This window comes from Rhodococcus sp. AD45-ID (assembly GCF_003023755.1).
GTDB classification, from domain to species: domain Bacteria; phylum Actinomycetota; class Actinomycetes; order Mycobacteriales; family Mycobacteriaceae; genus Rhodococcus_F; species Rhodococcus_F globerula.
Genome location: NZ_PYHL01000002.1, coordinates 1,353,097 through 1,367,257 on the forward strand (window position 1 = coordinate 1,353,097; position 14,161 = coordinate 1,367,257).

The 14,161-nt window shown below is 62.6% G+C and carries 11 protein-coding genes; 7 read left to right on the forward strand and 4 right to left on the reverse strand.

What is annotated here, in order from left to right:
* Window positions 1–66: 66 nt before the first annotated feature.
* Together C7T36_RS22535 and C7T36_RS22540 are read right to left on the reverse strand one after the other, a co-directional pair.
* The gene (locus C7T36_RS22535) at window positions 67–414 is read right to left on the reverse strand and encodes a DoxX family protein (protein WP_045067709.1); all 348 of its coding nucleotides are present in this window, start codon (window positions 412–414) and stop codon (window positions 67–69) included.
* Between the two features lie 66 nt (window positions 415–480).
* A complete protein-coding gene (locus tag C7T36_RS22540; protein WP_045067710.1) occupies window positions 481–1,620 on the reverse strand; it encodes a lycopene cyclase family protein in 1,140 nt (379 codons plus the stop codon).
* Between the two features lie 158 nt (window positions 1,621–1,778).
* Between C7T36_RS22540 and C7T36_RS22545 the strand changes: the two genes are divergently transcribed.
* On the forward strand, window positions 1,779–3,410 hold the full coding sequence (locus C7T36_RS22545; RefSeq protein WP_033232091.1) for an ABC-F family ATP-binding cassette domain-containing protein: 1,632 nt from the start codon (window positions 1,779–1,781) through the stop codon (window positions 3,408–3,410).
* Between the two features lie 60 nt (window positions 3,411–3,470).
* Here C7T36_RS22545 and C7T36_RS22550 read toward each other — a convergent pair whose 3' ends face one another.
* On the reverse strand, window positions 3,471–4,037 hold the full coding sequence (locus C7T36_RS22550; RefSeq protein ID WP_033232090.1) for a TetR/AcrR family transcriptional regulator: 567 nt from the start codon (window positions 4,035–4,037) through the stop codon (window positions 3,471–3,473).
* A 140-nt stretch (window positions 4,038–4,177) separates the two neighbouring features.
* Complete coding sequence (gene acnA, locus C7T36_RS22555; protein ID WP_033232089.1) at window positions 4,178–6,979, reverse strand: aconitate hydratase AcnA; 2,802 nt, start codon at window positions 6,977–6,979, stop codon at window positions 4,178–4,180.
* Window positions 6,980–7,423: 444 nt separating this feature from the next.
* Between acnA and C7T36_RS22560 the strand changes: the two genes are divergently transcribed.
* The 6 genes from C7T36_RS22560 (at window position 7,424) to fabG1 (ending at window position 14,106) form a co-directional block, all read left to right on the forward strand.
* A complete protein-coding gene (locus C7T36_RS22560) occupies window positions 7,424–8,023 on the forward strand; it encodes a DUF6676 family protein (RefSeq protein WP_045067711.1) in 600 nt (199 codons plus the stop codon).
* A gap of 406 nt (window positions 8,024–8,429) precedes the next feature.
* The gene (locus tag C7T36_RS22565; RefSeq protein WP_045067712.1) at window positions 8,430–9,995 is read left to right on the forward strand and encodes an NlpC/P60 family protein; all 1,566 of its coding nucleotides are present in this window, start codon (window positions 8,430–8,432) and stop codon (window positions 9,993–9,995) included.
* A 173-nt stretch (window positions 9,996–10,168) separates the two neighbouring features.
* Window positions 10,169–11,341: a MoxR family ATPase gene (locus C7T36_RS22570; RefSeq protein WP_084702877.1), complete on the forward strand. Its 1,173-nt coding sequence runs from the start codon at window positions 10,169–10,171 to the stop codon at window positions 11,339–11,341.
* On the forward strand, window positions 11,338–12,312 hold the full coding sequence (locus C7T36_RS22575) for a DUF58 domain-containing protein (protein WP_045067714.1): 975 nt from the start codon (window positions 11,338–11,340) through the stop codon (window positions 12,310–12,312). The genes C7T36_RS22570 and C7T36_RS22575 overlap by 4 nt, the downstream gene beginning before the upstream one ends.
* Window positions 12,309–13,289, forward strand: a complete 981-nt coding sequence (locus C7T36_RS22580) for a VWA domain-containing protein (protein WP_033232085.1) — start codon at window positions 12,309–12,311, stop codon at window positions 13,287–13,289. The genes C7T36_RS22575 and C7T36_RS22580 overlap by 4 nt, the downstream gene beginning before the upstream one ends.
* Window positions 13,290–13,356: 67 nt before the next feature.
* Window positions 13,357–14,106, forward strand: coding sequence for a 3-oxoacyl-ACP reductase FabG1 (gene fabG1, locus C7T36_RS22585; protein WP_045067715.1), 750 nt, complete (start codon window positions 13,357–13,359; stop codon window positions 14,104–14,106).
* Window positions 14,107–14,161: the final 55 nt, after the last annotated feature.

Consider the following 14,161-nt stretch of genomic DNA (forward strand, 5'->3'; position numbering starts at 1 on the left):
CAATTGCGCGAGAGAAAACAATGGGTGCGATGTCGAATTGTTGTTCGCGATCACCGCGTCGGCGGGTCAGGACGACGCGATACGCAGCACCAAGGCGGCAACGGCGAGGAGCCCGAGCATCGCCGGAGGCACGATGTTCTGGTCGCCCGATCGCAGGTGAGCGGCGACGGCGCCGATGAAATACAGGATCAGCCCGATGGCAGCGGCAATGCCGATCGCCGGCACCACAAGCCCGACGAGCAGGCCGACGATGCCGATCAGCTTGATGACGCCGAGCCCGGGAATCCATTCTTCGGGAACGCCCAATCCGGTCAGGGTGTCGACGAGTTTTTCTTCGCGCGTGATGTCGAGATAGGCAGATCCGGCGAGAGTGGCAGTCAGAATCACGGCAACAACGGCATAAAGAATGAACAAGGAAACTCCAGTGATCGGTGAGGCGATATGTAGTGACGCTATCAACGACCGTTACTTGGACCGCCGTTATTTCGACCTCAACGCTGAAAGCGGCGCGCCCATCAATGTTCGTCTCACCCGCCACGGTGAGGCGGCGAATAGTGACGTCATGACCTTCGCCGTAGCGGCTGCATCGCGGCGATCCGACAGATAGGCCTGTTGCTGTTCGACGGGCAGCGCAAAGAACGTCGCAAAGAACGTTTCGACGTCAGCGGCTTCGAGCGTGAGAAGTGCGCTCAGACCTACTCGCCGCAGTGCTGCGACAGCTCGAGCCGCTCGCGGCCACAGTGCGTGCTGAGGGTCGTCGCCGCGGGCAATCGCCGAAGCAACAGCGTCTGCTTCGTTCATAGCCGTGGCGACGCTGTACCCGGTGCCGGGATGCATCAGTCCGCCGCGTGCGCCGAATCGGAAGGGATCACCGCGCCGACGCGGTGGCGATTCCACAGCGAACCGGACACGTTCGACGGGGGCGTCTTCCGCAACGGTGACGCCGCGATTGCCGAGCCGAATGTGCAGTCGCCGTTTCAGCTCGCCGAGCGGTAGGGGCGGTCGACCTACAAGACACGTCTCCTCGAGGAGCGTCCGGTTGGCGTCGAGGGGGACGGCGTAGAGGAACGACGGCTCTGCGGTTTCCGCGGTGCCGTTGTCTCGTCGCCAGTCCATGAACCAGGCTGCGTTGCCGTCGAGTGCCGGCTCCGCGGCGGCGCGATCGACCACGATTCCGAAGGCGGTTTGCTGTGCCGTTCTGGGAGTTGGTGGTGTTCCACGGGCATCGACCACGACCTGTGCGCCGATACGGGTCCCGTCAGCGCAGGTGAGGGAGTGGGTAGTCACATTAGTGGCTCTCCCGGCTATGACCTGCGCAGATCCGGTCGACAGTATTGATTGCAGTATCGATGTATTCAATACGCAGTAAGTGCGATCGAGCGTTGTGGGTCGCTGCGCCCACGCTGACGGGCGACCGATACGACTGGAAATGGCCGCGTCCGGCAACCACGCCGGAAGCTCGTCGAGCCAGGCCGCATACGTTGCCGTCCACGCTCGCGTGGGGTGCGGATCGATCAAAATGACCGACAGATTGTGGGCGACGCATCTCGTCGCCAGCGCCCGCCCGGCCGGCCCGCCGCCCACGATGACGACGTCTGCGGCGGTTGTTCGGGTTGTCATCCCCCGAGGATTCCATCTACATCGCAGATCTCCCACTGTTAGCGGATTCACACGCCGCTGGTCGGAGATGGCCCCAGCTCACGGTAAAATTGGAAGTTCTTGTGTCTGCCGTCAGGACACGTTTGCCCGTAGTTGTCTTTAGTTCTGAGGAGTTCTGCTTGATTACCGCCACTGACCTCGAAGTTCGTGCCGGTGTCCGCACCCTTCTCACGGCGCCCGGTCCGTCCTTGCGAATTCAGCCCGGTGATCGCATCGGATTGGTCGGTCGTAACGGTGCAGGCAAGACCACCACACTGCGTCTCCTCGCCGGTGAGGGCGAGCCGTACGCGGGCAAGGTCGTCCGGACCGGCGACCTCGGCTACCTGCCGCAGGACCCCAAAGAGGGCGACCTGAGCGTGCTCGCCAAGGATCGTGTCCTCTCGGCCCGTGGCCTCGACACGATGCTCCGTGACATGGAGAAGCAGCAGATTCTCATGGGTGAGGTTCTCGACCAGGAATCACAGGACAAGGCAGTCAAGAAGTACGGTCAGCTCGAAGACCGCTTTTCCTCCCTGGGCGGCTACGAAGCCGAGAGTGAAGCTGCACGCATCACCAGCAGCCTCGGCCTCGAAGATCGCATCCTCGGCCAGCCACTGAGCACGCTGTCCGGTGGTCAGCGTCGACGCGTCGAGTTGGCTCGAATTCTCTTTGCCGCGTCCGATGGCAGCGGCGCGCGCTCGGACACGACTCTGCTCCTCGACGAGCCCACCAACCACCTCGACGCGGACTCCATCACGTGGCTGCGCGGATTCCTCCAGAATCACGAGGGTGGCCTTGTGGTCATCAGTCACGATGTTGATCTGCTCAACGACGTCGTCAACCGTGTCTGGTTCCTCGACGCCGTGCGCAGTGAAGCCGACATCTACAACATGAACTGGAAGAAGTACCTCGACGCCCGTGCAACCGACGAGCAGCGTCGACGCCGCGAGCGCGCCAACGCCGAGAAGAAGGCCGGCGCTCTGCGCATCCAGGCAGCCAAGATGGGCGCCAAGGCAACCAAGGCTGTTGCCGCTCAGAACATGGCAAAGCGCGCAGACAAGTTGATGGCCAACCTCGATGCCGAGCGCGTGTCCGACAAGGTCGCGAAGATCCGTTTCCCCGAGCCCGCAGCATGCGGCAAGACTCCGCTCATGGGCAAGAACCTCACCAAGGTGTACGGCTCACTCGAAATCTTCACCGGCGTCGACCTGGCGATCGACCGCGGATCCCGCGTTGTCATCCTCGGACTCAACGGTGCAGGCAAGACGACCCTGCTGCGCATCCTCGCGAACGCCGAGAAAGCCGATGCGGGTGAGCTGATCGCGGGTCACGGACTCAAGATCGGTTACTTCGCGCAGGAGCACGACACCCTCGACGACAACGATTCGGTGTGGGAGAACATCCGTCACGCCGCTCCGGACACGGGGGAGCAGGAACTGCGTTCGCTCCTGGGTGCATTCATGTTCACGGGCCCGCAGCTCGAACAGCCGGCAGGCACACTCTCCGGTGGTGAGAAGACCCGTCTGGCACTGGCCGGCCTCGTGTCGTCCGCTGCAAACGTCCTGCTGCTCGACGAGCCCACCAACAACCTCGACCCGATCTCCCGCGAGCAGGTCCTGGACGCGCTTCGCAGCTACACCGGCGCCGTTGTCCTGGTGACTCACGATCCGGGTGCGGCTGAGGCTCTCAACCCCGAGCGCGTCATCCTTCTGCCCGACGGCAACGAGGATCACTGGTCGCAGGAATACCTCGAGCTGATTCAGCTGGCGTAACCGCCTGTGCGCCTTTCTGGTAGCTCCCACTACCGAAAAGGCGCACAGGGGCGCAGTCCCTCAGTCCTGTCGACGCACCGATTCCTCGACCAGATCGAGGACCGCCGACAGATTGTTGCCGGCGTGGCCCGACGCGATTCGGGCCACCAGACCGTCCATCACCAGATCGAGATAGCCGATCAGTACGTCGGTGGGTACGTCGTCACGCAACCGCCCGGCAGATTTCTGGAAGGCCAGACGAGCGCTGGTCGCCTCGGTGAGTTCCGCCGACCGCTGTGACCATTTGGCACGGAAATCCGCATCGGTCCGCAGTCGCCGGGCAATTTCCAAGCGTGTGCCAAGCCAATCGAATTGGTCGGGCTGAGCGAGCATGTCGCGCATCACCTGCACAAGGCCCTCTTCGGCGACGACGTCGGCCATGCGGCTCGCGTCCTCGCTCGCCAACGCGAGGAAAAGTCCGTCCTTGTCCTTGAAGTGATGAAAGATCGCGCCTCGGGACAACCCGGTGACATCTTCCAGTCTTCTGACTGTGGCGCCGTCGTAGCCGTATTCCGCAAAGCAGCGGCGGGCACCGTCAAGGATCTGACTGCGCCGTGCCGCGAGATGGTCTTCACTGACCTTGGGCACGTTCTTGTCCTCGTCTCGCGCATCTCCACGATGCCGACTCTTTGTTCGGAGTTGGCACCACCCGTGAACCGATACCAAACGCACACGGCGGACTCAGCAAGGTCGCTGAGTCCGCCGTGCGGAAAAGGCAGGCTGGCGAACTAGCCTCGGATCATGTTGCGGAGCACGTACTGCAAGATGCCACCGTTGCGGTAGTAATCCGCTTCACCGGGGGTATCGATGCGTACGACTGCGTCGAACACGACCTTCTCGCCGTTCTCGCGCGTTGCCGTGACCTTCATGGTCTTCGGGGTGACGCCCTCGTTGAGCTTCTCGACGCCTTCGATGTCGAAGGTCTCGGTGCCGTCGAGCTTGAGCGACCCTGCGGACTCGCCGACCGGGAACTGCAGCGGGACAACGCCCATGCCGATGAGGTTGGAGCGGTGGATGCGCTCGAACGACTCGGTGATGACGGCCTTGACGCCGAGCAGGCTCGTGCCCTTGGCGGCCCAGTCACGCGAGGATCCGGAGCCGTACTCCTTGCCGCCCAGGACGACCAGCGGGATGCCGGCTGCCTGGTAGTTCTGCGACGCGTCGTAGATGAATGCCTGCGGTGCGCCTTCCTGCGTGAAGTCGCGCGTGTATCCACCCGAGACGTCATCAAGAAGCTGGTTACGCAGACGGATGTTCGCGAACGTTCCGCGAATCATGACCTCGTGGTTACCGCGACGCGATCCGAGCGAGTTGTAATCTGCACGCTCGACGCCATGGGAGTCGAGGTACTGCGCGGCGGGGGTGCCGACCTTGATCGGACCTGCCGGGCTGATGTGGTCAGTGGTGACCGAGTCGCCGAGCAGTGCGAGGACGCGAGCGCCCTTGATGTCCTTGACCGGAGCCGGATCCATCGTCATACCGTCGAAGTAGGGTGGCTTCCGCACGTAGGTGGAGTTCGCGTCCCACTCGAAGGTGTCGCCCTTCGGTGTTTCGAGGTTCTGCCAGCGGCTGTCGCCCGCAAAGATGGTTGCGTACGACTTGCGGAACATGTCCTGGTCGATCGAGGACTTGATCGTCTCTTCGATTTCCTGCGTGGACGGCCAGATGTCCTTGAGGTAGACGGGGTTTCCGTCGGTGTCGTTACCGAGCGAGTCGGTCTCGAAGTCGAAGTCCATGGTTCCGGCGAGGCCGTAGGCAATCACGAGCGGCGGGGAAGCCAAGTAGTTCATCTTGACGTCGGGGGAGATGCGACCCTCGAAGTTACGGTTACCCGAGAGCACCGCGGTGACCGAGAGATCGTTGTCGTTGATGGCCTTCGAGACTGCCTCGGGCAGCGGTCCGGTGTTACCGATGCACGTGGTGCAGCCGTAACCGCCGAGGTAGTAGCCGAGCTTCTCGAGGTACGGCCACAGGCCGGCCTTCTCGTAGTAGTCGGTGACGACCTGCGAACCGGGCGCCATGTTGGTCTTGACCCACGGCTTGGTGGCAAGGCCCTTTTCGACGGCGTTGCGTGCGAGCAGTGCAGCGCCGAGCATGACCGACGGGTTGGACGTGTTGGTGCAGGACGTGATGCCGGCAACAACCACGGCGCCGTGGTCCAGAACGAATTCACCGGCGTCGGACTTGACGACTACCGGCTTGCTCGGACGGCCATGCGCACCGTTCGCAGCCGAGAGAACGTCGACCGCTCCGTCGTCAGCGAACGAGAGCACTGCGGGATCGGAAGCGGGGAAGGACTCTTCGACGGCCTCGTCGAGCTGCGTGTGCTCGGTCGGCTGGTTGTCTTCCACGTAGTTGTGGATGTCCTTGCGGAACGCAGGCTTGGAGTCCGACAACAGGATTCGGTCCTGCGGGCGCTTCGGGCCGGCGATCGAGGGAACAACGGTTCCCAGATCGAGCTCGATGTACTCGGAGAAGACGGGCTCCTGGTCCGGGTTGTGCCACAGGCCCTGTTCCTTGGCGTACGACTCGACGAGAGCGAGCTGCTCGTCGCTGCGGCCGGTGAGGCGCAGGTAGTCGATCGTTTCGCTGTCGATCGGGAAGATCGCTGCGGTGGAACCGAATTCGGGGCTCATGTTGCCAAGGGTTGCGCGGTTCGCGAGCGGAACCTCGGCGACACCCTTGCCGTAGAACTCGACGAACTTGCCGACGACGCCGTGCTTACGGAGCATCTCGGTTGCGGTGAGCACGACGTCGGTTGCGGTGACGCCTGGCTTGATCTCACCCGAGAGCTTGAAGCCGACAACGCGGGGGATGAGCATGGAGACGGGCTGACCGAGCATTGCTGCCTCGGCCTCGATGCCGCCGACGCCCCAGCCGAGCACGCCGAGGCCGTTGACCATCGTGGTGTGCGAGTCGGTGCCGACACAGGTGTCGGGGTATGCCTGTCCGTTACGGGACATGACGGTGGGTGCCAGGTACTCGATGTTGACCTGGTGAACGATTCCCATTCCCGGGGGGACGACCTTGAAGTCGTCGAATGCGCCCTGACCCCAACGGAGGAACTGGTAACGCTCGCCGTTGCGCTCGTATTCGAGGTCGACGTTGCGCTCGAGAGCGTCGGCCTGGCCGAAGACGTCGAGGATGACCGAGTGGTCGATGACCATGTCGGCGGGGGAGAGCGGGTTGACCTTGTTCGGGTCGCCACCGAGGGTGGTGACAGCCTCACGCATGGTGGCGAGGTCGACGATGCAAGGAACGCCGGTGAAGTCCTGCATGATCACGCGGGCAGGCGTGAACTGGATTTCGATGCTCGGCTCAGCTGAGGGATCCCAGCTTGCGATGGCGCGGATGTGATCCGCGGTGATGTTGGCACCGTCTTCGGTGCGGAGAAGGTTCTCGGCGAGAACCTTCAAGGAATAAGGCAATTTCTCGGTGCCGGGGACGGCCGAGAGGCGGAAGATCTCGTAAGAGTTCTCACCGACCTCGAGGGTTCCCTTTGCTCCGAACGAATCAATACTGGTGCTCACGTCTGCTCCACTCGTCTATGAGGGTCGCCACCGACGGGGCTGTGTCGGCAGCTGAAGCGAGGTACTTACAACTCGGCGTATCCGGTGACAGCTCACGCCAATCGCACAGTTCACGTGAGAACTGTCCGAACATCGGAGCTGAAGTGGACTCGGTCGAGGCGAGGTACCTCTCGGTCTGAAGTCTAACAGTACGCTTGTCCTGTGAGACTTCGGGGCAACTTGACCGAAACAATCTTCACGCAGTCTCAGGACCTGCGCAACGCAGGGTTGACTGGGTGAGCTGACCCACAACGGATTGTGCGGAGTGTCGAAGACTCGCGGGCTTCGCACTCAACCTCAAGTAGGGTGCATTCAGGCCCGTCGCGGTCAGACCGCCCGATAACGACCTCGGATTCATTCGCACACTCGCGTGTGAACGAGCACCGAACTGCACCCGGATGAGAGATGTCTGCTCCTACACATTTGGTCTTCACGCCCTTGCATGCGAGCGGTCCGCTGCACGCCGCACTACCTCTGCATGCCGCAGTCCCATCGGACGTCGATGTCGACGACGTGGTTGCCGACGTTGCGCAGAATGGGGTTTCCGCACCGGCTGCCGATGTCCCTGCACTGGTGAATGTCGTCGCCGACGCACGTGAGCGCGGGATCGATTTGAGCGTGATCGTTCTCGACGCCAATCCTTCCCGCGACACCGACCTTCGGGATCTGGCGACGACGGTCGGCGAATCCGAGGGCGGCACGATCTTGGTGATGAGTCCGGACTGGATGGGCAGTTCCAGCGATTCGATCAGTCGAGTACAGCTCGAGACCGCGCAGGATCGCTCGTTCGGGGACAGTTCTGCTGCGATCGCCGATCGCTTTTCCCATGAGATTGTCCAACCGGGTCCGCCGTGGGCCTTGTACACGGTCCTGTTGGTGGCGATTGTGGCGATCGCGGCGGCAATTACTTTTGCCGTCAAATGGCGTCGGAGCCCCGAACCCGCGGTCACCGAGCAGGTGAGCGAACCTTCGGAACTGGCCGTCGGACACGCCGGATCTGCTTAGTCCAGCGCGCACGTTCCTGAATTTCGACTAGCAGGTATTCACCAGCATTTGTGGTGAGTACCTGCTTTTTCGTCTGGATACAGCAATCCACCTGGTGAAATACCCGATGTGTTATTTGGGGCTAAAGTTTCCAAAGTTCTCTCAAGTGTCGTACGGTACAACTGGCACTTTTTGGGGAAGAAGTGTCGCAGAAAGATGGCTGTTGTTCGACGGACTACGCGCGACGCCACCCGAAACCGGGCGGCGCCGAGCGTTGCCCCCGAACGGCGGGTTAGCGACAAGCGGTAGCTACTTCGCTGCATCTTGTTGGTGGCGCCACGTGGCGTCATAGCTTCCTGCGCATTCCCTCCCCGCACGGATCGGCGACCCAGCGGGCCCGTGGCGTACACGCGAGGGAGAGTTATTTGTGAGCCAAGTAACACGAGGCGGATTCGGCCGTCGTAAACCTTCCCGAGCGTCGTCCCGCCTGGCACAGCTGGTAATCGGTGCGGGCATCGTCACTGCCCTGGTTGTCGGAAACCCGGGTGTCGGAGCGTCGGTCCCGCCGCCTCCGCCCAATCCCAGTGACTCCGAAATCGCGTCCGCAGATTCGCAGGTTTCATCGAGTGTCAGCACGGTCAGCGCCCTCATCAACCAGGTTGCCGCGGCAAATGAGCAGTTGTCCGCACTCGACAACGAAGTTGCCGTCAAACGCGAAGACGTCAACAAGACACTCGTCGACCTGCAGAACGCTCGAGGCGCCGCCGATGCCGCAGCCCAAGCCGTCGGCATCACCAAACAAGCACTTCGGGACGCCGGCGCACAGATCGACGTGGCGCAGAGCGATTTCGACAAGTACGCCCGATCGAGTTACGTCCAAGGCACCAATACCGCGTCCATCTCGTCGTTCCTCGACGCCAAGGGCCCGGGCGACGTCCTCGATCGAGCGCAGGTCCTCAAACTTCTCTCGAACACCCAACGCGCCGTGCTCGACGGTTTGCAGCGCGCTCGGACCGAACAGGCGAACAAGGACTCGGCGACCAGGCAAGCCAAGCTCGACGCCGACGCGGCCGCCGAAATTGCCGCCAATCTTCAGGCACTTGCCGAGCAGGCCATCGCGATCGCCCGCAACGCACTCGACCAGCAGGTAGCCAAGAAGGCGTCCATCGAATCGGAGCGCAATTCCGCGCAAGCCCAACTCGATGCGGCGCGCAACGCTGTTGCCGGTTTGCAGGGGCAGCGCCAGGCATACGCGACGTGGGACGAACAGCGAAAGGCCGAAGAAGCTCATCAGGCCGCACTCGAAGCGGCTGCCAAGCAAGCGGCTGAGGAAGCCGCCGCCAGGGCTGCCGCCGATCAGGCCGCCAAGGACCGTGCCGCTGCGTTGGCTGCTGCTCAGCGCCCTCACACTGCCGTCGAAGATCCGACGCCGACAGTCATCCCCGATGACGACGACGAGACATCGACGGACACGAGCACCGATTCGGATTCCGACACTCCGGTGGTAACACCGAAGCCCACAACTCCGAAACCGGCAACTCCCAAGCCGACAGTGCCTTCGGTGTCCGGAAGCGCCGCAATCGAATCCGTCATCGACCGCGGTATGTCGCAGATCGGCATCCAGTACGCCTGGGGCGGCGGCGACGAGAACGGGCCGACCCGCGGTATTCGCGACGGCGGAGTCGCGGACAGCTACGGCGACTTCAACAAGATCGGGTTCGACTGCTCAGGCCTGATGATCTACGCGTTTGCCGGAATCGGTATCTCGTTGCCGCATTACACCGGCTACCAGTACACCGCGGGCAAGCAGGTTCCGTCGTCCGAGATGAAACGCGGCGACATGATCTTCTACGGTCCGAACGCGAGTCAGCATGTGGCGCTGTACCTCGGTGACGGGCAGATGCTCGAAGCACCGCAGTCCGGATCCAGTGTGAAAGTTTCCCCCGTTCGCTGGGGTGGAATGACACCATACGCCGTGCGGCTGGTGTCCTGAACTCGCGAGAAGGCTGAACCCGTTCATGCTTCGATGCCCGGTTCGTTGCATGTGTTGACGTGGTGTTGCGGCATCACGAGCAACTACCTGGAATAGTTGGCGGGGAACACGTTACTGTCGGAACTTTTCTAGGTGAAAGCGATGGATTCTTGGTGACCTCACGTGAAGATTCGATCGGATCGGTCGACGTAGACAAGGCGAGTGGAAATTCCGACGGGGTAGCTCCGTCGCTCGCCGCCGACGTCCAGACACTGGAACGAGCGATCTACGAGGTCAAACGAGTCATCGTCGGCCAGGATCGACTGGTCGAACGGATACTCGTCGGGCTACTGGCCAAGGGACACGTCCTGCTCGAGGGCGTTCCCGGTGTCGCGAAGACGCTGGCCGTCGAAACCTTTGCGAAGGTGGTCGGCGGATCGTTCTCCCGTGTGCAGTTCACCCCCGACCTCGTACCCACCGACTTGATCGGTACGCGTATCTACCGACAGGGACGCGAAGAGTTCGACACCGAACTGGGACCAGTGGTCGCAAACTTCGTCCTGGCCGACGAGATCAACCGTGCACCGGCAAAGGTGCAGTCTGCGTTGCTCGAAGTCATGGCCGAGCGTCACGTCTCCATCGGTGGCAAGCGCTACCACATGCCGGACCCGTTCCTGGTCATGGCGACGCAGAACCCGATCGAGAACGAGGGCGTGTATCCCCTCCCGGAAGCGCAGCGTGACCGCTTCCTGTTCAAGATCCTGGTCGATTACCCGACCGTCGAAGAAGAACGCGAAATCGTGTACCGGATGGGCGTCGCCGCGCCGGAACCCCACCAGATTCTCGGTCCCGAAGAGTTGGTTCGGCTCCAGCGCGTCGCGAGCACCGTCTTCGTCCACCACGCGCTGGTCGATTACGTGGTTCGGGTCATCGCGGCCACCCGTACGCCGAGGGAATTCGGCCTCGACGACGTTGCCGGCTGGATCGCCTACGGTGCGTCGCCGCGTGCAACACTCGGCATCATTGCAGCCTCCCGAGCGCTCGCCCTCGTGCGTGGCCGCGATTACGTTGTCCCGCAGGACGTCGTCGAGGTCATCCCGGACGTGTTGCGCCACCGGCTCGTGTTGTCGTACGACGCACTCGCCGACGAGGTCACTCCGGACGCCGTCATCACGAGGGTCCTGCAGACGGTCGGTCTGCCTCAGATCGCCGCGCGCCCGGTGCCCACTGTCGCGGGACCACAACCGGTACCGGGACAGCCGGTAGGCCAGCCGACGCAGCAACCTCAGCAGGGCGCACCGCAGTTCAATCCCGCGGGAAACGGCGCGCAGTTCATGAGCCCTGATCCGATGAGTCGCCCGCAGTGACGGAAAGTCACCTTCCCGGTCATGCCGGTGCACCGCCGTCATTCGAGTCCGGTGAACTTCGTGACCCACGACTGACCGCTGCGTTGCGCACACTGGAGTTGACGGTCCGCCGCCGGCTCGACGGGGTGTTGCACGGTGATCATCTCGGGCTCATCCCCGGTCCCGGTTCCGAACCCGGCGAGGCTCGCGAGTATCAGCCCGGTGACGATGTGCGACAGATGGATTGGTCTGTCACCGCTCGTACGACGCACCCACATGTGCGGCAGTCGGTAGCCGATCGCGAACTCGAGACGTGGTTGGTGATCGACCTGTCCGCGAGCCTCGATTTCGGTACCGCAGGTTGTGAGAAGCGCGATTTGGTTGTGGCAGCCGCTGCTGCGGTGACCCACCTGACCAGTTCGGGCGGCAATCGCGTCGGCGCAATCATTTCCACCGGCGCGCAGATGACACGGATTCCGGCCAGGGGAGGCCGCGTCCACGCTCAGGCGATGCTTCGTAAGATCGCGACCACCCCCCATGCGCCGGACGGTGTGCGCGGAGATCTGGTGGGCGCAATCGAGGCGCTACGACGCCCACAGCGTCGGCGCGGCTTGGCCGTCGTGATCAGTGACTTCCTCGGCCCGACGGATTGGGAACGTCCGTTGCGCGCCATTGCCGGTCGTCATGACGTGCTCGGGATCGAAGTGGTGGATCCGCGCGACCTCGAACTGCCCGATGTCGGTGACGTCGTGTTGCATGACCCGGAATCCGGTCGCACGCGCGAGTTCTCGACCACTCCGCAGTTGCGCGCGGATTTTGCGCGCGCAGCCGCTGAGCATCGCGTCGAGGTTCAGCAGGCACTGCGCCGGTGTGGGGCACCGCTCATGTCACTGCACACCGATCGTGACTGGATCGCCGACGTGGTTCGATTCATCTCGGCACGCCGTCACAGCTTCGGTGTCGGCGCCGGAACTGGGGGCGTTCGTTCGTGAGTCTTTCTCAATTCACTGCGCCGTGGTGGCTGCTGTTCCTGGTCGTCATCGCCGCATTGGTAGCCGGTTACGTCTATGTGCAGAAGCAGCGTCAGAGACATACGTTGCGGTTCACCAACTTCGATCTCCTCGAGAAGGTGGCGCCGTCACGACCGGGCCGGTGGCGCCACGTTTCCGCCATTTTGATGGTGATCTCGTTGGTGTTCTTCACGGTAGCGTTGGCCGGCCCCACAGCGGACAAGAAGGTTCCGCGGAACCGGGCAACCGTCATCCTGGTGATCGACGTGTCGCTGTCGATGCAGGCCACCGATGTGGAACCGACACGTCTCGCGGCCGCTCAAGAGGCGGCCAAATCGTTTGCCGACGGTTTGACGCCTGGCATCAACCTGGGACTGGTCGCGTTTGCCGGAACTGCTTCGGTGTTGGTGTCTCCCACGACAAATCGCGACGCGACCAAAGTTGCCATCGACAATCTCAAGCTCAGCGAGCGGACCGCGACCGGCGAAGCGATCTTCACGTCACTGCAGTCGATCGACACGTTGTCCGCCGTTCTCGGCGGGAGTGATCAGGCTCCGCCCGCACGGATTGTCTTGCTCTCCGACGGTAAGCAGACGGTCCCCGACAATTCGGATGACCCGCGCGGCGGATTCACCGCAGCACGTCAGGCCAAAGACAAAGGTGTTCCGATCTCGACGATTTCGTTCGGCACGACATACGGTCGGGTCGAAATCGAGGGTGATCGCATTCCGGTTCCTGTTGACGACGCGTCGCTGAAGGAAATCGCGAATCTGTCCGGGGGAAGTTTTTTCACCGCATCCAGCCTCGAAGAGTTGCGTGCGGTGTACGACACGCTGGAAGAGCAGATCGGATTCGAGACCACCCGCGGCGATGCAAGCAAGCCGTGGCTGATTCTCGGAGTTCTGTTTGCCACCGCAGGTTTGACCGTTGCCTTGGTCACTCGCCAAAGGCTGCCATGACCCTGCACCATTTTCGTTTGTCCGACTACTGCCGGAACTCGGCCCTGGAATTGATAGGTTGATCGCCATGTCTACCCCTTCCACCCCAGTGGTGTCAGAACGGACCGTCACCACTCCACGCTCGGTTCTGGTTACCGGCGGTAACCGCGGTATCGGCCTGGCTGTCGCGCAGCGTTTGGCCGCAGACGGACACAAGGTCGCCGTCACACACCGCGGCAGCGGTGCACCCGAAGGCCTTTTCGGTGTTGTCTGCGACGTCACCGACTCCGAGTCGATCGACCGCGCGTTCAAAGAGGTCGAGGCACATCAGGGCCCCGTCGAGGTCATCGTCGCCAACGCCGGTGTCACCGACGACACCCTGATCATGCGCATGTCGGAAGATCAGTTCACCAGTGTTATCGACGCAAACCTGACGGGTACGTTCCGGGTTGCGAAGCGGGCGACGCGATCGATGCTGCGAGCGCGTTTCGGACGCTTCATCTTCCTCGGATCGGTTGTGGGGCTTGCCGGTGGCCCCGGGCAGGTCAACTACGCGGCCTCCAAGGCGGGCATCGTCGGTATCGCCCGGTCCTTGACCCGTGAACTGGGCTCCCGTTCGATCACGGCGAACGTGGTCGCCCCCGGCTTCATCGAGACCGACATGACCGCAGCGCTGGGCGACGACGTGAAAGACAAGGCCACCGAACACATTCCGCTTCAGCGCACCGGCAAGCCGGAAGATGTTGCGGCAGTAGTGAGTTTCCTGGCCTCCGACGATTCGGCGTACGTGTCCGGCGCCGTCATTCCGGTTGACGGTGGACTGGGTATGGGGCACTAGTCCCCGCTTCCACACTTTCCTTTCACTTCGTACGTCTCACTTCAGGAGGACAACT

Bases quoted from the DNA above. Each gene is read 5' to 3' on its own strand.
- C7T36_RS22560 (WP_045067711.1), top strand. From the start codon at position 7,424: ATGTCTGCTCCTACACATTTGGTCTTCACGCCCTTGCATGCGAGCGGT.
- fabG1 (WP_045067715.1), top strand. From the start codon at position 13,357: ATGTCTACCCCTTCCACCCCAGTGGTGTCAGAACGGACCGTCACCACT.
- C7T36_RS22540 (WP_045067710.1), bottom strand. From the start codon at position 1,620: ATGACAACCCGAACAACCGCCGCAGACGTCGTCATCGTGGGCGGCGGG.